This window comes from Anaerobutyricum hallii DSM 3353, assembly GCF_000173975.1.
Taxonomy (GTDB): Bacteria; Bacillota; Clostridia; order Lachnospirales; family Lachnospiraceae; genus Anaerobutyricum; species Anaerobutyricum hallii.
In genome coordinates this window covers 30,410-50,366 of record NZ_ACEP01000093.1, presented here as the reverse complement: position 1 = coordinate 50,366, position 19,957 = coordinate 30,410, and the positions used below count along the sequence as shown (strand labels likewise).

The following is a 19,957-nucleotide window of genomic DNA, read 5'->3' as shown; positions in this document are numbered from 1 at the left end:
CTATAAATATCAGAAATGAGGGAATGCGGCTGGTAAATGCATGACCTTAATACAATATAACACAACCGTGGGACACACGGGGATAGCTCGCTTATGCTTAGCACAGTAGTGTTATCGAACGAGAACCAAACTTGCCGAGGTTGGGAAGTCTCAACCTCTACAGGTGGGGGAGGATGTCACGACATAGAAGCTATAGCAATATAAATAGTAGTCTTATGTGCCGATTTACAAATACATTAAATAAACAGAGAAACGGAGAGACACAAAAGTGAAGGAATTAATTAACTTACAATTAATGATGTTCGCCCTCATCATCACAGGGCTGATTTTGAAAAAGGTGGGAGTTGTCGGAAAAGAAGTACAGAAAGGTATGACCAATCTTGTTATTGATCTTATTTTACCGTGTAATATTATTTATTCTTTTATGATAAAGTTCTCGTCAAAAATCGCACAGGACTTTGTAGTCATTCTTGTTATTTCTATATTAATTCAGGTTTTTTGTGTTATTTTAGGAGGCGTACTATATAACAAATGCTCCGTAAAAAGAAAAAAATGTTTGCGTTATGCAACGATTTGTTCTAATGCGGGATTTTTAGGGAATCCAATCGCACAGGGTGTTTTTGGAATGATGGGACTGACATTAGCATCTATTTACCTTATTCCACAGCGAATTATGATGTGGTCAGAGGGCGTTTCCGTATTCACCGAAGCACCAACCAAAAAGGAAATGCTCAAGAAAATCTTTACCCATCCATGTATCATTGCCTGTGAGATTGGTATCGTCCTCATGCTTACCGGATGGCGGCCTCCACATTTCTTAGAAGAAACAATTACTTCCGTAAGTAACTGTAACACAGCAATGTCCATGCTCGTCATCGGAATGATTCTCGCAGACGCAGATCCCAAAACGATTATTGATAAAGATGTACTTTTCTATACATTTATCCGTTTACTTATAATACCGTTTTGCGTATTTATCCCATGCTGGCTCCTGCATATCGACAGCCTTGTAATGGGCGTAAGTGTAATTTTGGCGGCAATGCCGGCAGGAGCAACTACAACAATTCTTGCTTCAAAATATGACTGTGAAGAAGAATTCTCCGTAAAATTAGTTGTATTCTCCACAGCGGCATCATTAATCACAACACCGCTGTGGAATATGATTCTGCTGAAATTTTGATTTGCCGCAGGCAAAGGAACTGTCTTTGGGGCTTGGGGAAAGTCAGAATTTATTTTTGAGAAATTTGAGAAAGGATTCAGATAGTTATGGTTTATTTATCTTCCCAGGTTCGTCTGTTTGGTCTGCCTTGCAGTCTCACAAATCAAATTTTGTATATTTTGCAAAGAAATTGTCCATTTTTCTGGATATTATTAGAGAATAGGACATTGAAATTTGGTACATTATAGTATAAAATATTGAGAAGAGTAAAAATTTATAATTTTATGTAACTTATTTAGTAAATAGAATAGAAGGGAAAAGAGAATGTCAGTAATAGATTTCCATTCACATGTGCTTCCCCGTATAGATGACGGGAGCCATAGTTCAGAGGAATCTTTGGGGATGCTACAGATCTCAGCTTCACAGGGAATAGATGTAATGGCGGCAACGTCTCATTTTTATGCTATAGAAGACAGAATTTCTTCTTTTTTGAACAGAAGAAGGTGTTCAGAAGAACGTTTGAAGGAACGAATGAACCAGGAACTGACAAAAGAAGAGAGGATTCCAAGGCTGATAATGGGAGTGGAGGTCGCTTTTTTTACAGGAATAAGCAGGGCGGAGCGTTTAGAAGAACTTACTTATGAGGGTACGGATCTTCTTTTGCTGGAGATGCCTTTTACAAAGTGGAACAAGTCTGAGATTGAAGAAGTGAGATATATTTTGGAGCGCAGGAAGCTGCGTGTTATGCTCGCTCATCTGGAACGTTTTCTGATGATTCCAGGAAATAAGAAGAGAATTTATGAGTTGATGGAGCTTCCTGTTTATGTTCAGATTAATGCTGGAAGTTTTGAACGGTGGGGTGAAAGAAGACAGATTTTAAAGATGATCAGGAAAAAGGAACAGATTTTTCTTGGAAGTGACTGTCATGGTCTTAATCATAGAGTTCCGAATCTTAAGAATGGGCGCGAAGCGCTTGAGAAGATGATGGGCAGTACCTTTATTGATAAAATGGATAAAGAAGCAGCAGTGCTGCTTGGTTTGGAGGATAAGTAGATGTCAAAGAAAGTTTCAATTATTATTAGTGTGATCTTGTTTGTGATTCTTGCAGTTCTTCTTGTATGTGAGAAGACGAACCCAGGTGCAGGAAGTGCTTTGCTCCAGGGGATTTTTTAACTGAGGTGTCTTAGATGGCGAAGAAGTACTATAGCAGAAGTGAAAAGGAGAAGCTTGCAAAGAAGCTTGCTGCGGTGGTGGCGGTCTTTGTTATTGTCTGTACAGCAACAGTTGTGATCGGGCATATTGTTGATAATCAGAAGATGAATACAGGGCAGAAGGATGCAGCGGCAGCGTCAGATATTGTTACGATTAACGGTGTGAAGTGTAAGCCGAACTGGGATGTGCAGACGTATCTTTTTATTGGAGAAGATGACAGAGGTGTGAAGACAGGCAAGACAGAATCGGATGGAACCGGACAGAGTGATGTTCTTGAGCTTCTTGTGATTGATACGAAGAAGAATATATATCATAAGCTTCCAATTAACAGAGATACGATAACAGATGTAAAGTCATTAGATGATGACGGTTCTTATCTTGCCACAACGAAGACACAGATTGCGCTTGCACATGCAAAAGGCGATGGAATGGAACTGAGTTGTGAGAATACGGTGGATGCAGTATCGCATATGCTGTACGGTATTCGGATTGAAGGATATATTTCATTGAACATGGATTCGATTAAGATATTGAATCATTTGGCAGGAGGCGTGCCTGTTACGATTGAAGATGATTTTTCCCAGTCAGATCCATCTCTTGTAATGGGGCAGAATATAACATTGACAGATGATCAGGCGATGCATTATGTTCATGACAGAATGAATGTAGGAGATGGTACGAACGAGTGCCGTATGCGCAGGCAGAAGGCATATGTTGATGCGTTGTTCCCTTTGTATAAAGCAAAGTTACAGGCGGATAGCGGATTTATTAATGAATTTTATAATGACCTCTCGGATTATATGGTAACAGATATGAGTGTTGGAGAGATGGGGAATGTCGCCAATATGATTATGAACAGCGAAGATAAAGGCGAGCTTTCTATCAAGGGAACGAACGCTATTGCAGAAGATGATGGTTTTAATGAATTTACTATGGATGAAACAAGCCGTGGCGAAGTAGCGATGGAGCTGTTTTTTAATAAAGTAGAAAAATAACAGGAATGAGGAAAGAAGATGAGTCTTATTAATAACAGGAATGAGGAGAGTACCCCGGAATTTGAAGTGATTTCCGGAGGTAAAGAGGATGTTCGCAGTAGTTTTGCGGATAGAACAGAGCAGGAAGCAGAAATTGATCTGATTGATCTGGCATGGGCATTGCTTGACAAGATACATTATATTGTGCTGTGCTTTTTGATCGGAGCAGTGATAATGAATGCATATTCCTATTTTCTTGTTCGTCCGACTTATAAGTCAACAGCGAAGATGTATGTTGTATCTGCATCTAAGAATTCAGTAGTTGATTTAGATGCTTTGAATATCGGTACATCGCTGACAGCTGATTATGAGCAGTTGATGTTAAGTTATCCGGTATTAGAGCAGGTAATCAATAAACTGAATCTGGATATGGATTCTGATACACTTGCAAAGATGATCACATTAGAGAATCCGACAGATACCCGTATTTTAAATATTAATGTAGTAAGTACTGATCCAAAGAGTGCAAGAGATATTGCGAATACACTTATGGAGGTTTCTGTTGACTATCTTCCTAAGACGATGAGTACGAACGCACCAAACGTTGCACAGAAAGCCAAATTAGCAGATTATAAGGATGGCCCAAGCTACACGAAGTATACAATGATCGGTGCATTAGCAGGAGCGTTCCTCTACTGTATGTATCTTGTAGTGAAGTATCTTATGGATGATACGATCCATACAGCAGATGATATGGAGAAGTACTTTGATATTGTACCTTTGGCAGTAATTCCGGATGTTAGTGAGCTGGCATCGGAAAAACAGCAGAAAAAGGGGAAGCTGGAGAAGGGATTTAGTAAGTAATGAAGAAGTTGAATTTAAAAATAAAGGATATGCCTTACGCTGCAGAAGAGGCTTTGAATCGTTTAAGAGTAAATATTAAGTTCTGTGGTAAGAATACAAAGAAGATTGTTATTACAAGCAGTATTCCTAATGAAGGAAAGAGTACAGTTTCTGTACGTTTATGGAAGCTTCTTTCAGAGGCAGGTTTTCCTACTGTTCTGGTAGATGTGGATTTACATAAATCTGAATTACAGAAGAAGTATGAAGTAGAAGGAATTAAGGAAGGGCTGAACCATTTCCTTTCCGGTCTGGCAGAGTATGAAGATGTTGTCTACGAAACAAATATTCCAAATGGACATATTGTTCCGGTTACTACATTGCTGGAGAATCCATCTGCTTTATTGGAAGATCCGAGATTAGGAGAACTTCTTGACAGATTAGCAGAAGATTATCGATATGTTATTATTGATACACCGCCGTTGGATAATATTTCTGATGGAGCGCTTATTGCCAGCATGAGTGATGGGGCAGTCTTAGTTGTACGTTGTGGAGAGACTTCCAAAGCGTTGGTAAGACAGTCCTTGCAGCAGCTTGACAGGGTTGGGTGCCCGGTTCTTGGAACGGTATTAAATCGTGCGGAAATCAGAAGTGGGGCATATAAGAAGTATTACAATCGTTATGGTAAGAAATATGGTGATTACTATGGTGATTACTATGGTGCTTACTATGGAGGAGATACTACAGAAAAGAAAGCAGGTATAAAAGAGTAATAATTACATTTCTACAGATAGCATGATTTGTGTATCATATTGTTAGAGGATGTTGATTATATTTAAATCGGACACAATTTTTCGTCGTGGCCGAAAGATTTTTGTCAAAAGGAGGCATAAATTATGAAGACAGTAAAGAGAATCGCAGCAGTACTTCTTGCAGTAATGCTAATGGCTCCGGCAGCAGTTCATGCAGCTGCTCCATCTGTAAAACAAACTAATATTAACAAGAAAAAAGCTACTGCTACAGTAACGTACAATAAGAAAAAACAGTTACCTACAGTAATTACTGTAAGTGGTCAGAAGCTTGTTGTTGGAAAAGATTGTATAATTTTAAAGAAGAAAAAGAGTGCTAAGAAGAATGCCGGTACTTACAAAATTACAATTAAAGGCATCGGTAACTACTATGGAACAACAACAGTAACTTATAAGATTAAAAAAGCAAAGCAGAAGATTAAGACTTCTACAAAAGCTAAAACTTACAAGGCTTCTACTATTAAGAAGAAAGGTAAGAAGTTTAATCTTAAAACAAAAGCTATTAGGAAAAAAGTAACTTATAAAGTTAGAGGAAAGAAATCTGCTAAAAAGTATATTAAAGTAAGTAAAAAAGGTAAGGTTACAATTAAGAAAGGTATCAAGAAAGGTACTTATAAGATTGTAATTAAAGCAAAAGCTACTAAGAACTACAAACGGGGTAAAAAAGTAGTTAAAATTACTATTAAATAACAGTAATTTTGGGAGGCATCCTGCCACGAGGGATGCCTTTTTTTATTTCAAACACGCTCTGGAGCATTTTCCAAACACGCTCTAGTTGACAAAATAATTTTTCTTATATACAATATTTAAGATATTTACAGAACAGATGAAACTGTTTACAGTGAGTCGATTTCTGATATAGTACTATAGTAATGAAGTGATTGATATTTGTCTTATGGGAATAAAAACTTTAAGAGAGATATCCGAAAAGAAAAGAGGAGAAGACATGTTTGAGAAGTTAGAGAGAAAGCTTGTAAATGTACTGCTTTTTTTTGATTTGTTTAAGATGAAAACAAAGATTCCTACAGATTTTAGAGGGGTAATGCACACACAGGACAAGCGTGTACAGAAGCTTGTAAAAAGAGCATATGAGATTCCGTTTTATAAGAAGAGATTTGATGAGGCGGGAGTGAAGCCGGAAGATATCCGCACAGGAGATGATTTATCAAAGCTTCCGTTATTGACCAAGGATGAGCTTCGTGCCTGGATGAATGAGGAAGCAAAGAATCCGAAGTATGACTGCTGGTTCCACGATACAACAAGTGGATCTTCAGGAATTCCGCTGATGCTGCTCGTTTCTCCAAAGGAAAAGGCCTACAACATGGCGAACTGGTTCCGTGTTATGATGTGTGCCGGTTATAATCCATTTACAGGAAAGACGATGAGCCGTAAGAGTGCCCATAGTATTTCTGGTGGCAGCGATACATTTTTACAGCATTTCGGGATTTTGCGTCGTGGTTTTGTAAATCAGTATGCACCTGAACCGGAAATCGTAAAGCAGATTAATGCATATAAGCCAGACTTTTTATATATGAATAAGAGTGAATTTATGCGTATCTGTTTATATTGTAAGCAGAATCATGTAGAACTTGAGAAACCAAAGTTCTACTGTCCAACTGGAGAGAAGATCGACGATACCGCAAGAAAGCTTTTTGCAGAGATTTTAGGCCCTGGAATCATTGATTCTTATGGAACTGCCGAGACAGGTGCGGCAATGGTACGACTTTTTGACAGCGAAGAATATACGGTGCATAATGACTCTTTTGTTGTAAATATTTATGATGAAAAGAATCGTCCTGCCAAAGAAGGTAACATCGTTGTAACGCCTCTTTACAAGACAGATTTACCGCTCATCAACTATGCGATTGGCGATAAGGGAACCTGCGAAGTTCGTGATGGTGTCCGCTATATCACAAGCGTACAGGGACGTATGAACGACTTCTTCCGCTATGAGACAGGCGAAGTTACAACATTCTTCGAAATTGCACCGATTATTGCTCATTGTGAGGACATTTTACAGATGCGTTTCATTCAGGAGACCTATCATAAGATTCATATCCAGTGCGTACACAATATAGCAGAATCTAAGCTGACAAAAGAGGAAGTTGAGAAAGATATGACAGCGAAGTTAAATGCGAAGTTCAAACATCCATTTGAGATTGAATACGAGTGGATGGATTCTATTCCACCGGATAAGAACGGAAAGCTTCGTATGATTGTATGTAAGGTACAGGATTAGGAGGTATACAATGGCTGGGAAAAATAAAGATGCTTCTCTGAATAAGAGAGCCTTTACTTCAGGATTTTTCTTCATCCTGGCACAGCTTTTTGCAAGGGGGCTGACATTTGCGGTAACCCCGGTTTATTCAAGGCTGCTGACAAAGGCACAGTACGGTGTAGTCAGAACCTACGAGTCATGGCTTCTGATTGCCTATACGATTATGTCACTCTGCCTCTGGCGTAGTGTTGATGTGGCGAAGAAAGATTTTGAAGACGATTATAATGGTTATGTATCGAGCGTACATACACTTTCCTACATTGCCATTGCATTCTTCTTTGGACTGTGCATGATATTTAAGACACAGGTACAGGATTTTTGTCAGATGGATGATCTGATGTTTTACACCTGCTTCCTGTATGTATTTACTTATACAAGTATGCTTTATGTGCAGCGAAGAGACAAACAGGTACTCAAATATAAATTCAGTACGATGGCAACTCTGCTTACAATCGTGCCGGGAACGTTCCTGTCTATATGGCTTATTTACAGAGGACGTGTCCAGGGGCTTATCGGACAGCTTGTAGACCGCCGGGTTATCGGATACTATGTACCACAGATTATCGGTGGTGCTGTTGTTGCAATTGTTATCTGGACACAGGGCAAAAAGTTCATTAATTTAAAATACTGGAAATACGGTCTGGCATTCAGTCTTCCGCTTATTCCAGAAGCCTTATCCATCCAGATTATGAACCAGTCCGATAAAATTATGATCCAGAAAATGATCAGCAAAGAGGCAGCGGGTGTATTTGCCATTGCCACAACAATCTCTTTCATTATCTGGATACTTGAGGATTCTGTATGGAATGCCTGGATTCCGTGGCTTTATGCCAAAATCGGAGAGGGCGCAGAAAAAGAAGTTGCCAAACCGTGGATTTCTGTTATGCACATGTTTGGAATCCTCTCCTGGATCCTTGTAATGCTCGCCCCGGAGGAGATTTTAATCCTCGGTGGTGCTAAATATAAAATGGCAGTCTGGCTTATTGCTCCAATGGTATCGGGAACTTTATTCCGATTCTACAGCTATAGCTATTCTGCTCTTCAGAACTACTATAAACGAACCCAGTATGTAGCTGCAGGAACAATTGGGACGATGGTATTAAATGTAATCTTAAACTATGTTTGTATCCTGAACTTCGGTTACATGGCAGCCGCCTACACAACTGCGTTCAGCTATATTATTCTCCTGCTCGTACAGGGAATCTTAGAGCATAAAATCACAGGAATGGTCATCGTACCACTTCATAAAACGGTACTTATCGCTATTGCTTATGGGGCAATTAATCTGCTCTCTATGAATCTGTACAGAGTCGCATGGTATTATCGCTATGCGGTGATGGTTTTAGTGGTAGGTGCGGCTGCGATTGCATTGAGAAAACAGATGATGGCAGTGCTGAAGATGTTTAAAAAGAAATAGTTTGCCGCAGGTAAAATAGACGCTCCCCGAGAGAGAAGATACCCTATATTTGTGACTCTATCCCTGCGGGTTGAATGTTCGCTAAACGGCTCACATTCAATCCTCGCTCTAAGGCCACAAATATAGGGTATCTTCTCTCTCGGAGAGCTGTTTTTGACTGGAGATGAAATTATTATTTAATGTTTTCTTATTCTAATCCTTTAATGGGTTTGTAATTCTGTTTATCGAAATTCTGGCATGCCATAATGATAATTCAAGTATCAGTTTTTTGAAAACCGGTTATAAAGAAAGCGATGACCCTACATATCAGGAAATTGAAAATGGAAACTGGTATTTTAATGAAACCTATGGTACCATTCACCGAATTGCTTCTGCTGGGGTTCGTCTCTTGGGGCGCGTCTATTTTGCCTGCGGCAACCCAGATTATTCTACCGTGATTTCCACCTTATCCATTGCTTCAAACAGCAACTTCTGGGCGTCCTCCAAAGTTTCTCCCTTAGTAATAATATGACCAATACGATGTGGTCCCACATGGAATTTATGTACCTCATCCCCTGGTTTGTAGTCAAATTCAACTTCACAAATGTCTTCATTTGGCTCATTATAATCAACCTGAGACTTGATGATTCCATCTTTATCACTCATGAGAAGGTGGCTGGCATTCGGTACGAATGGTTTGTCAAATGTGAAGTGAGGGTTTTCTCCAAGTGCAGTTCTAAGAATTTTTTCGTAGTAGTCAAATCCGTAGTAAATGGATGTTAACTCTGCGAGGCAGGTTGCACCGCAGCGGCCGCCGAGTTCTAATACATAGGTTTTATTGTCTTTTAAGATGAAGTCGGCGTTGATAGCGCAGTTGTCAAGCTGCATTGCTTTTACTGCACCGCGAAGCTGTTCTTTGGCATCTTCGATTACGTCTTCGTTTAAGTTGTATGGAGCAAAGTGACCGATTGGGACACCAGTATCTCCGTGGAATACATAGTCTCCGTGAGGAAGAATGAACTGTACTTCCCCATTGTATACAAATGCCTGTGCACCGAATTCTTCGCCTTCTACGAATTCTTCGATTAAGAAATAGTCTTTTCTTGTATTTTCTTTCACATAGTTCATAGCGGAATCGAACTTGTCGTAGGAGTCTACCCGGGTAATTCCACGGCTTCCTGAGGAGTCTACAGATTTGAAAATCAGTGGGAACTCTAAGCCTTCAATTGTTTTCTTAATATCCGGGTCACTGAAAAGAACTTTGCGGAAACGAGCGGTGCGGACACCGTATTCTTCGTATTTGGTCTTCATAAGCATCTTGTCTACTGCAATCTGAGCGGCTTCATAGGAAAGACCGGCAAGTCCCATAGCATCGCAGACTTTACCGATTGTGATAACACACACGTCAGTTCCAGTTGTGATGATACCGTCAATCTGTTCTTCTTTTGCGATTTCAAGAATCTTTTCATCATCGACGGTGTTCTCATAATATACTTTGTCAGCTAACTCAAATCCAGGATAGTTTCCAGGAATGCTGACTACGATAGTGTATAATCCTAATTTCTTTGCTGTTTTAATTAAAGGAACCTGGTAGATGCCAGCTCCGAGAATCATAATTTTCTTCATGATGATAGTACCTCCTGATAGATTATGATTTGTGATACAACGGTTCAACCCATACTATATAATAATAGATAGAAGCTGATATGTCTTTTTTAGTGCAATAGACTATCTGTTTATAATAAGTTATTTATGTTTAGTTGAACAGTTAAAAAATAATTTAGATATTAATTCTTTATTGTTCTGCCGCAGAAGAATCTGCCAAATTAGAAATGTTTGTAGGACCTGGGATTAGTATCTACAACTTTTCTATGTCAGAACTACTAGTAGTTTGAGATTCTTCCACAGTAGATGTATTGATTCCGGTTTTTTCGGTATCAGGTGCATTATTTTGTGTAATCACTTCCCGCACAACGAACTGCGGCTGTTTATTCATTCCAAGGAACATTCTGCCCAGGTATTCTCCGATGGTCCCCATAAATAACATGATAAGTCCGGAGAAGAAGCAGATGGCGCACATCATGGAAGGCCATCCAAGTGCCATTGCAGGATTTACGAGCTTACGGATAACGATTGCCAGTGCGCCGAGAATACTTAATATAGAGAAGAAGTATCCGCAGTAAGTGGACAGGCGCAGTGGGACAACAGAGTATCCCATAATATTTGAGTAAAGCTGGATGAGCTTCTTTAAGGTGTAGCCGGACTGTCCGACTTCACGCTCAAAATGCTTGATTGGCACACAGCTTATATTGCGGGTGGTACGCAGGAATAATCCCTGTAAATGGGTGTAAGGACTCTGATACTGGATAACATAGTCTCTTACAAATTTACGGATTACCCAATAGCTGGATGTTTTCATGTCTTTTGGCTTACCGATAAGAATGCGGACAGTAAGATAATTTAAGTAGCTTCCGAAGTTACGGAAAGCGGAATGTTTCTTATCTGGATAATAGCCGTAAACAATGTCATATCCCTTTTCAATTTCATCTAACAGAAAATGTAACTGGGAAGGGTGGGTCTGCATATCATCATCCATTGCGATTAAAAGATCGCCCTGTGCGTAGTTAAGTCCTGCCATGACAGCATTATGCTGCCCGGAGTTCTTCGCAAGGGAAATTGCTTTTACAAATGGATAGTCAGCTGCCAGTGCTTTTAATTCACGAAGGGTCGCTCCGTCATCTGGTGAGTAGTCATCGACAAGAATAAATTCATATTCCGGGCGCCCTAAGCGGTCGAGCTCTGCACTGGTAAGCTCTACGACTTCACGAATAGTCCGTGAAGATTTATAACAAGGTATAATAATCGAGTGTAACACGAGTTTTGCCTCCTGAGTAGTTTCGTTTCCAATAAATCTGCTAAATATTCAACGGTTTATTAATATGTTTGAATATTCGTAGTATTCCATTGATCTGGTTTTTAAGTATTATTTGGATATAGTTTTTAGTTTGATTCGTGCAACTTTTATTGTAGAAACTGCTAAATGACTATTAATAAACTATTATTACCGAATGGATACTACAGTAGCATATAATATTGAATGTATGCTATTTTGAATAAAATTCTTTAATCTTTTCGCAGACAGTCAGAACTTTTTCTTTTTCTAAACCATAATAAAGAGGAAGACGAAGGAGACGTTCACTCTCTTTTGTTGTGTACTTATCTTCTCCGTGGAAGCGGCCAAACTTCTGTCCGGCTGGTGCTCCGTGAAGAGGAATGTAGTGGAATACAGAAGAAATCCCGTTCTCTTTTAAGAACTTGATCAAGGCACTACGTTCTTCTAAGTCTTTTGCTTTGATGTAGAACATATGGGCATTATGTACGCAGCCTTCAGGAACAACAGGAAGTTCGATGTATCCAGCTTCTTTTAAAGGAGTGAGATTCTCGTAGTAAGTGTTCCATGTGCTCATACGGTCATCATAAATCTTATCGGCAACTTCTAACTGGGCATAAAGGTAAGCAGCGTTCATATCACTTGGAAGATAAGAGGAACCAGCCTCTACCCATGTGTATTTGTCAATCTGTCCGCGGAAGAACTTGCTTCGGTTTGTACCTTTTTCACGGATAATCTCGGCATCTTCGATATTCTTTTCGTCACGGATTAAAAGGCAGCCGCCCTCACCCATGCTGTAGTTCTTTGTTTCGTGGAAGCTGAAACAGCCGTAATCACCGATTGTTCCGAGAGCCTTTCCTTTATAGGAGGACATAACGCCCTGTGCGGCATCCTCGATAACGAGAAGATTATGACGCTTTGCGATATCCATGATCGTATCCATCTCGCAGGAAACACCGGCATAGTGTACAGGAACGATTGCTCTTGTCTTATCAGTAATAGCATCCTCAATTAATGTTTCGTCAATGTTCATTGTGTCAGGGCGGATATCTACAAATACAGCGGTAGCACCACGCAGAACAAATGCATCTGCAGTAGAAACGAATGTATAAGATGGCATGATAACTTCATCACCTGGTTTGATATCTGCAAGGAGGGCAGCCATCTCTGTAGCGTGTGTGCAGGAGGTAGTAAGAAGAGCTTTCGCTGTTCCTGTCTTATCCTCAATCCATTTGTTACATTTTTTAGTGAATTCTCCATCACCACTGATCTTGTGATTCTGGATGGCTTTTGTCATGTATTCTGTTTCCTTTCCCGTAAACGGGGGAATGTTAAAGTTAATCATATGAATTCCTTCTTTATAAAATAGTATAAATAAATGGGTTAACAGTAACAGTACACGAACTATCATACGCATACTTTCACATCATTATAGCAAAAATCAGGATAATTGTATAGTGAGAGAGCAGGAAAAATGTACAGTTTCTTCCATACAAAGGGGTGAAAATATCAGGAAATTTTAAAGAAGCAGATTTCTTGACGGGGGTTTTATTTAATTATATAATATAAAAAGGCCTTTTTTGTAAAAAGCAAGAAATATAAATTTATTTATTATGATATGGAATCATTTTAAAACAGAAAAGTATTTTATAAAAAATGCCAGAAACCTTATTTGTGTCGTATTTCTGTTTTAATATAATTTTAATATAACAGAAATATACTTATAACAAAGCTGTTTTTTTATGATACTATATAATTTGTGATGGAGTGTACTCTCGGAATCTTTCCTGTACTTGATTTTGTGAGCACATTGAATAATATGGGAGGTAAAGAATGAATAAGAAACATTTAGGAATTGTAGCATTGTTTATATTGTGTTTTTCGTTTGCTTTGGCAGGGAAGTCTGCACAGGCAGCAACAACACCACAGGAAACAAGTGTCAGCAAGATTGCTTATGTGGATGCTTCTGGAAGATTAGTACTTAAGTTTGCGGATTTTTCAGATGCGGGTTATACATATACTGTAACAAATGAGAAGACGGGAGCTAAGACAGATACAGCGCAGCTCGCATCAAAGAAAGGTGTGCTTACAGTAAGTCTTGGCCAGCTTTATTCTGCTAAGACCGAATATAAGCTTATTCTCACAAGTAAGGATAATACAAAGAAACTGACAGTTCACTATTATACAGGTAAGGCGCTTGGCAGTTATTCTATCAAGCAGAAAAGCAATGATTCTGTAAAAGCTTCCTGGACAGTGTCTGACAAGATATATACTGGATATTCTTTAGAACTGTATCTGGGAGAAAACTCAACAGTAGCACAGAAAAGGATAAGTGTAGGTAAGACAGCAGCCTCTGCTTCTATTGCATCCTCATCTTTAAAGAATGCCAGATATTATACTTATTTAATTGGTCAGACCACTCTTAACAATAATAAGACAGTTTATTATGGACAGGGAATGCTTAAGACATTTGATTATGTTAAGAAGCCTGCAAAGGTAAAAGGTGTAAAAGCTGTACCAAATGCGAATGCAGCAAAGCTTTCATGGAATGCTGTGAGCAATGCTTCTTATTACACTGTTTATAAGAGTACAAAGTCTTCATCTGGCTATAAAGTAGCCAAGAGCAAATGCACATCCACTTCTTTAAAAATAAAGGGACTGACTGGTGGTAAAAAGTATTATTTCAAAGTTGTAGCAGTTTCACAGGCTGGTGGAAAGATAGTGATCGGAACACAGTCTAATGCGGTTTTAGCGAAGATTCCAGTAGTTGCCGGGCAGGTACGGAATGTACAGTTAACTTTTGATTCCAAAAAGAATCTGGCACTTACATGGTCAAGAACAGCAAAAGCAACTAGCTATCATATTTTATATAAGAAGGCAGCAGATTCCAAATATAAGATACTGATAAAGACAAAAAAGAGCAATTATAGTCTTGCTAAACTGAAAGCGGATACAAAGTATAACATCAAAGTACAGGCAGTTACCAGAATTGGAAACAAAGTTTACTTAAGCAGTAAGACATCTAAGGTAATTACAGTAACCCCAAGACAGTATAGAGATAAGAATTATAATAAACTGCTTGCCAGCCAGGTAAGAAGTATCGGTTACGTTGGAAATAAATGTATTTACACAACAAAGAAGTATTCAACAGAAGTTAAGACAGCATTTGTAAACTATAAGGGATATTCCAGTAAAACAAAGTATTTAATCTGGATCAGCCATTATACACAGCAGGTAAGCATTTTCGAGGGAAGCAAAGGCAAATGGAAGATGATCCGTACATTTATCTGTGCGACCGGAACAGCAAAGAATCATTCTCCAAGAGGAGTATTTAAGATTACTTATAAGGAAAAAGGCTGGTTCTACACAAGCACAAAAGAACTCTATGTAACACATTATAAGGGAAGAAACTCTTTCCATACACGTCCATTATGGAATAACGGTTCTGTACAGAACCCGACAATCGGAAAACCAGCGTCTCATGGATGCGTCCGCTGTTATAACCAGGATGCGAAATATATCTATGATAAAATGCCAATAGGAACAACAGTGGTGTCTTATTAATCTGGTTTGCCGCAGGCAAATAGACGCCCTCAGGGAATAAAATAATCCATATTTGTGACTTTCGTCGCAGCGGGGAGTAGTCTTCTGAGAAAAGCCCGGCATTAAAATAATTGATTTTGACTCAGTTGTAAAAAACACAAAGTCGTCAAAATCAATTATTTTAATGCCGGGCTTTTCTACCACTAAGCTACACCCTCGTAGCTCCCAGGCCACAAATATGGATTATTTTATTCCCTTAGGGCTGGCTTCGTCTGTTTACCCCCCCACCGATAAATCATAAATCATCCCATATATTGCAAATTTGTAGACAATGACGTACAATAGCGTTATGTGATAAAGTCAGGAGGATTATAAGATGTCTATACAAGGGAAAAATGGAACTTCAAGGCGCGAAGTTTTTTCCAGAGAGCTTATCGTAGCTTTTTATTTTATATTTTTGGTAATGACGGCACTCTGTCATAAGTTTGGAGAGGTGCATATTGTTCATGCGTTTACTCGAATAGTTCAGATTGTGTATGTGCCAGGAATCTTTTTTGCAGTAGGATATTATATACAGATTCAGAGTGAGAAGTATGGGGACTTTAAGGGATGTATGTTAAGGCATGCGGCCTATAGTCTTGGATTGTATGCACTTTTGGGAATTCCTTATGAAGTATTCGCAAAACATGTGGATCCGTTTACGACAATAAGGAATTTCATATCGTTTATAAAGGTTTTTGAAATTTCAGCTATCTTTTTGTCTGTCAGCATTGTATTTCTTTTGTGTGCCTATTTGTGGGATTATATAGAAGGATGGATGGAGAAGCCGGTATTGCTTCTATTGATATGTATTATTGGTTTTCTGCCTGTTTTTCTTCCAGAAGGGATTATCGGATATGGTCTGGCAGGAACATTGATTGGCGGAGACCGCACACATGCAGTTGCGATTAGTACGGAATTATTTGTATTTTTCTGGGGTGTATTTTGTGCTAGGAAAAAGCAGAATACATTTTTAGAAAAAAAGAATTTTATTATGGCGGCGCTTTCTTTTGTTATTGCAGGAGTGTTTGCAGTACTTCATATAAAGGCGGCATGTTTTGTATTTCTTGGAATGTTCCTTGCATTTATAGCGATTAATATATGTGTGCCATTTGCCGGTATTTATGCGGCATTAGAAGAAGCGGTAGTGAATATTTTAGAAAGAGTGTGGGGCATTATAACAACACCGGCTTCCAGAGAGGGAGAGGAAAACTGGCGTTCCTTACTTAGATATTTTATTGGATATACTGTGCTTTTTGTGGTGATGGCAGTGCTTATTTTCCTGCCATACATTTTACAGAATAAAACGTTAATCTGGGAGGCAGATGGTCTTGGGCAGTATGTTCCGAAGGTATATCGTTTTATTCAGTATATTCCTGAGATATTTAAAGATATTTTCAGTGGAAACTTTGATTTTAAACAGTACGATTTTACAACAGGACTTGGTGCGACAGTGGCAATCAGTTATGACCCGGTTTATTGGTTATACCTGCTATTCTCACCGGCGAAGATAGAGAATGCATATAGTTTCCTGATTATTGTAAGGTATTTTCTTGCAGGACTTAGTATGTCCGGTCTCGTACTTTATTTTAAAAAGTCACATTTTGCAGCTTATACGGCAAGTATTGTGTATGCCTTTTCCGGCTATGCGATTTATGCGGGAACGAAGCATGGGCAATTCCTTACACCAATGATTCTTCTCCCGATTCTTGTTGTTGCGATGGAGAGACTGATTCGTAATAGAAAATGGTATATGCTCACAGTTTTAGTAGGGGTTTCTCTGCTGTGTTCTTATTATTTTCTGTATATGAACACGATTGCACTGGGAATCTATTTTGTGCTTCGAATCGTTTGTACAGAGGAATATCGGAATTGGAAGACATTTTTTGAGCGAGGATTTATTATAGTGGGAAGTTATATTCTGGGGGCATCCCTAGGAGTGATCTCATTATTTACATCTTTTGGAAGTTACATGGGTTCAAGCCGAAGTGGTGGTGGAAAGATTACTGCATTTTTAAGTACAACACCATTATTTTACCGTACAGAATGGCTGGTGGACTTTTTCACGTCCTATATATCGGATAACTTTGCGTCTGGTTTATGGCTTAAGCTTGGATTTGCTCCGCTTGCAATGCTGGCAATCGTATTACTTTTTACAAGAAAGAACCGAAAGGAACTTCGCTGGCTGTTTGTGATTTTCACGGCATTTTCCCTGTTCCCTGTTTTCGGATATATTTTCAGCGGATTTAGTAATGTAAATAACCGCTGGGGTTATATTTATGTGGTGATCGTTTCCTTTATTCTGGCAGAAAGTCTTGATAAGATGCGAGATCTGAGTGGAAAAGAAATGGGAATCATGACAGCGATCACTGGACTTTACGGGCTAGTAAATGCTTTCTCTGACAAGTTGTTTGTTCCAAGTATTTATGGTGCGTTTGGACTTTTGGCAGCGACGCTGATTATGCTGTTCTTATTAAATAGCGATAAAATTACATTTTCTAAGAAACAGTTTAGAGGAATTGTTCTTGGAATGACTGCCCTAGTTATTTTCCTTAATGCAAAGTGGTTTATTACTTCTGGGGATGATAGTTATACGCATCTGGATACCTACGTTTCTGCGGGGGATTCTAAAAAGAAGATTTCCGGGACAGCGTTAAAGCATCTTGATGAAGTGCCGGGAGCGGATACGGATGAATTTTATCGAAGTACCAATCTTGTTACAACGGGTAACCTTCGTTCTTCCAGTTTGTTATATGGATATAATGATGTTTCTACATTTAGCAGTACGTTAAATGGCGGTATTGTAAATTATAATAATGCGATGGGTAATTGTCGCTGGAATATTGTAAGTATCTATGATTACAACTTCCGGACTTACCTGAATACGCTTGCGAGCGTGAAGTATATGGGTGTTGCAAAGAAGAATACGGCAACAATTCCATATGGCTATAAAAAGGTGCAGGAGACAAAGAATAAATATTATTCTATTTATGAGAATCAATATTCCTTGCCACTTGGGTATACTTACGATAAAATAGTAAATACAGATAGAATTGATCAGTATTCTGCAGCCGAAAAGCAGGAGACTACAATGCTTGCAGCTATTGTGGAAGATAAGGATATGGATAAGAACAGTAATCTTACTGTGGCTACGAAGCTTCCGCTTACTGCACAAAAGTTAAAGATTAAAAATATAAAGCTTAACGGTGTGTCTATGACAAAAGATACGATAGAGATAGAGAAGCCGGGTGCGACGATGAAGTTCTCCTTTGAGGCGCCGGCCAATGCAGAAACTTATCTGTCTCTGGTTGGAGATATTTATGCAGAAAAAGATGCGAAAGAGCATTTTATAACAGCAAGAATTAAGGCTCCGGGCGTAAAATATGGTCATAAGTTCCGTATTGATGCATATACTACCGGGCAAAAGGAATATCTTTTTAATCTGGGATACAGAGAGGGTGCTGTAAAGACATGTACCTTGAAGTTTGTCGGTACAGGCACTTTGAAGTATAAGGATCTTGCGATTTATTCTCAGACGATGTCTAATTATGCAGACAGAGTGAATGCACTTAAAGAGAATTCCCTGCAGAATGCAAAAGCAGAGAAGAATACGGTAACTGGTAATATCACTGTTGACAAAGACAAGATGCTGGTGGTCACTCTCCCATATCAGAAAGGCTGGACAGCATATGTTGACGGCAAAAAGACAGATATTCAGAGGGTAAATTATCAGTATATCGGTATTAATCTTAAAAAAGGAACACATGATATTAAGCTGCATTATCAGCTTCCGGGAATTAAGCTTGCATTTATGATTACCGGATGTGGTATCATAGCATTTGTGGCAATTATTATATTTAATATTGTCAGAAAAAGACGAAAGAATTAGAGGATTTTTTAATACACTCTAAGAAAAATCATTTTGTAAAGGAAGGACAGAATGCAATCAAAGAAATGCCTGGACAGATATGGCAGTGGAAGGCCGCTTTGTCAGAAGTCATGAAGCAGGCAAGATATAATGCATTCTTATTAAAAGGGTGTAGTGAACATAAATAAACATATATAAAGTTTAAGGAGAGATTATCATGGCAGAACAACATTTAACAAAGAGCGAGTTGGCGATTATGGAGGTAATGTGGGAGCAGGAAGAAGCACTTACTGCTTCAGAGATTATCAAAGCATCTGGGGACAAGGAATGGAAGAACAGTTCTATTCATCTCATGGTGAATGCTTTACTTGAAAAAGGATTCCTTGAAGTTGCCGGATTTAAAAAGACAACAAAGAATTATGCGCGTACATTTAAGCCAACTATGACAAAAGAGAAGTATTTTGTACGCAAAGTTATGGGAAATACTCCAGTAGCAGAGAAGAAAAAGATTTATATGCAGCTGTTAAAAGAAGTGGACGAAATCGAGACACTTGATACAATCAAAGAAGAAATATACGCGCGAAAAAAAGAATTGGAAAATAGATAGTTGACTTTTCCTATCAAGTGGGTATATAATCAACGCATTAAAGTAAATACAGCGGACGCTTAAACCGATGATGTGGAAGTTAGGGCGATTGATGCACTTACAGAGAGACCGGGATGCTGAGAACCGGACAGAACGCAGATTGTCAAGTGGGCCACGGAGGGCAGTGTGAACAGCAGATTCAGGCAGATATCAATTATCTTGCACAGAAGTATTTGAAGAAGTACAGAAACTGATAGAATACGGTGATATGGAAGTTTAAAGCTTACTAGCATTGACGTGAGGACATACGTTAGTTGTCAGGGATATGATGTGTATCCTGTGAGTGCATGAAGATTTTCATGA

14 protein-coding genes are annotated in these 19,957 nt (G+C 38.9%); 11 read left to right on the top strand and 3 right to left on the bottom strand.

What is annotated here, in order from left to right; translation table 11 throughout:
* The first annotated feature begins 268 nt into the window (after positions 1-268).
* The 8 genes from EUBHAL_RS09305 to EUBHAL_RS09270 all read left to right on the top strand — a co-directional run bounded on the left by EUBHAL_RS09305 (position 269) and on the right by EUBHAL_RS09270 (position 8,689).
* A complete protein-coding gene (locus tag EUBHAL_RS09305) occupies positions 269-1,180 on the top strand; it encodes an AEC family transporter (RefSeq protein ID WP_022169673.1) in 912 nt (303 codons plus the stop codon).
* Between the two features lie 303 nt (positions 1,181-1,483).
* Positions 1,484-2,212: a CpsB/CapC family capsule biosynthesis tyrosine phosphatase gene (locus tag EUBHAL_RS09300; protein WP_005348459.1), complete on the top strand. Its 729-nt coding sequence runs from the start codon at positions 1,484-1,486 to the stop codon at positions 2,210-2,212.
* Positions 2,213-2,346: 134 nt separating this feature from the next.
* Positions 2,347-3,366, top strand: coding sequence for an LCP family protein (locus EUBHAL_RS09295; protein ID WP_005348457.1), 1,020 nt, complete (start codon positions 2,347-2,349; stop codon positions 3,364-3,366).
* 18 nt (positions 3,367-3,384) lie between these two features.
* Positions 3,385-4,209, top strand: coding sequence for a YveK family protein (locus EUBHAL_RS09290; protein WP_005348456.1), 825 nt, complete (start codon positions 3,385-3,387; stop codon positions 4,207-4,209).
* Positions 4,209-4,958: a CpsD/CapB family tyrosine-protein kinase gene (locus EUBHAL_RS09285; RefSeq protein WP_005348455.1), complete on the top strand. Its 750-nt coding sequence runs from the start codon at positions 4,209-4,211 to the stop codon at positions 4,956-4,958. The genes EUBHAL_RS09290 and EUBHAL_RS09285 overlap by 1 nt, the downstream gene beginning before the upstream one ends.
* 123 nt (positions 4,959-5,081) lie before the next feature.
* Positions 5,082-5,684 (top strand): hypothetical protein, encoded by a 603-nt coding sequence (locus EUBHAL_RS09280; protein WP_005348454.1) that lies wholly within the window; start codon positions 5,082-5,084, stop codon positions 5,682-5,684.
* Between the two features lie 256 nt (positions 5,685-5,940).
* Positions 5,941-7,233: a phenylacetate--CoA ligase family protein gene (locus EUBHAL_RS09275; protein WP_044922830.1), complete on the top strand. Its 1,293-nt coding sequence runs from the start codon at positions 5,941-5,943 to the stop codon at positions 7,231-7,233.
* A 10-nt stretch (positions 7,234-7,243) separates the two neighbouring features.
* On the top strand, positions 7,244-8,689 hold the full coding sequence (locus EUBHAL_RS09270) for a lipopolysaccharide biosynthesis protein (RefSeq protein WP_005348452.1): 1,446 nt from the start codon (positions 7,244-7,246) through the stop codon (positions 8,687-8,689).
* Between the two features lie 423 nt (positions 8,690-9,112).
* Here the strand turns inward: EUBHAL_RS09270 and EUBHAL_RS09265 are convergent, their stop codons facing one another.
* The 3 genes from EUBHAL_RS09265 to rffA all read right to left on the bottom strand — a co-directional run bounded on the left by EUBHAL_RS09265 (position 9,113) and on the right by rffA (position 12,903).
* Positions 9,113-10,294 carry an ATP-grasp domain-containing protein gene (locus tag EUBHAL_RS09265; protein ID WP_005348450.1) on the bottom strand — a complete coding sequence of 394 codons (1,182 nt, stop codon included), beginning with the start codon at positions 10,292-10,294 and terminating at the stop codon, positions 9,113-9,115.
* A 232-nt stretch (positions 10,295-10,526) separates the two neighbouring features.
* Entirely contained in the window at positions 10,527-11,543 is a 1,017-nt protein-coding gene (locus tag EUBHAL_RS09260; protein ID WP_005348449.1) for a glycosyltransferase family 2 protein, read from the bottom strand.
* A 229-nt stretch (positions 11,544-11,772) separates the two neighbouring features.
* The gene (gene rffA, locus EUBHAL_RS09255) at positions 11,773-12,903 is read right to left on the bottom strand and encodes a dTDP-4-amino-4,6-dideoxygalactose transaminase (RefSeq protein ID WP_044922827.1); all 1,131 of its coding nucleotides are present in this window, start codon (positions 12,901-12,903) and stop codon (positions 11,773-11,775) included.
* A gap of 488 nt (positions 12,904-13,391) precedes the next feature.
* Between rffA and EUBHAL_RS14865 the strand changes: the two genes are divergently transcribed.
* From EUBHAL_RS14865 to EUBHAL_RS09240, 3 genes are all read left to right on the top strand, one after another.
* Positions 13,392-15,122, top strand: coding sequence for a L,D-transpeptidase family protein (locus EUBHAL_RS14865; RefSeq protein WP_005348447.1), 1,731 nt, complete (start codon positions 13,392-13,394; stop codon positions 15,120-15,122).
* A gap of 355 nt (positions 15,123-15,477) precedes the next feature.
* Positions 15,478-19,029, top strand: a complete 3,552-nt coding sequence (locus EUBHAL_RS09245; RefSeq protein ID WP_005348446.1) for a YfhO family protein — start codon at positions 15,478-15,480, stop codon at positions 19,027-19,029.
* 196 nt (positions 19,030-19,225) lie between these two features.
* Positions 19,226-19,615: a BlaI/MecI/CopY family transcriptional regulator gene (locus EUBHAL_RS09240; RefSeq protein ID WP_005348445.1), complete on the top strand. Its 390-nt coding sequence runs from the start codon at positions 19,226-19,228 to the stop codon at positions 19,613-19,615.
* Positions 19,616-19,957 lie beyond the last annotated feature (342 nt).

Excerpts from the sequence above, each read along its gene's own strand:
- EUBHAL_RS09265 (WP_005348450.1), bottom strand. The coding sequence starts at position 10,294 with ATGAAGAAAATTATGATTCTCGGAGCTGGCATCTACCAGGTTCCTTTA.
- EUBHAL_RS09290 (WP_005348456.1), top strand. The coding sequence starts at position 3,385 with ATGAGTCTTATTAATAACAGGAATGAGGAGAGTACCCCGGAATTTGAA.
- EUBHAL_RS09285 (WP_005348455.1), top strand. The coding sequence starts at position 4,209 with ATGAAGAAGTTGAATTTAAAAATAAAGGATATGCCTTACGCTGCAGAA.
- rffA (WP_044922827.1), bottom strand. The coding sequence starts at position 12,903 with ATGATTAACTTTAACATTCCCCCGTTTACGGGAAAGGAAACAGAATAC.
- EUBHAL_RS09280 (WP_005348454.1), top strand. The coding sequence starts at position 5,082 with ATGAAGACAGTAAAGAGAATCGCAGCAGTACTTCTTGCAGTAATGCTA.
- EUBHAL_RS09295 (WP_005348457.1), top strand. The coding sequence starts at position 2,347 with ATGGCGAAGAAGTACTATAGCAGAAGTGAAAAGGAGAAGCTTGCAAAG.
- EUBHAL_RS09245 (WP_005348446.1), top strand. The coding sequence starts at position 15,478 with ATGTCTATACAAGGGAAAAATGGAACTTCAAGGCGCGAAGTTTTTTCC.
- EUBHAL_RS09300 (WP_005348459.1), top strand. The coding sequence starts at position 1,484 with ATGTCAGTAATAGATTTCCATTCACATGTGCTTCCCCGTATAGATGAC.
- EUBHAL_RS09275 (WP_044922830.1), top strand. The coding sequence starts at position 5,941 with ATGTTTGAGAAGTTAGAGAGAAAGCTTGTAAATGTACTGCTTTTTTTT.
- EUBHAL_RS09270 (WP_005348452.1), top strand. The coding sequence starts at position 7,244 with ATGGCTGGGAAAAATAAAGATGCTTCTCTGAATAAGAGAGCCTTTACT.
- EUBHAL_RS14865 (WP_005348447.1), top strand. The coding sequence starts at position 13,392 with ATGAATAAGAAACATTTAGGAATTGTAGCATTGTTTATATTGTGTTTT.
- EUBHAL_RS09240 (WP_005348445.1), top strand. The coding sequence starts at position 19,226 with ATGGCAGAACAACATTTAACAAAGAGCGAGTTGGCGATTATGGAGGTA.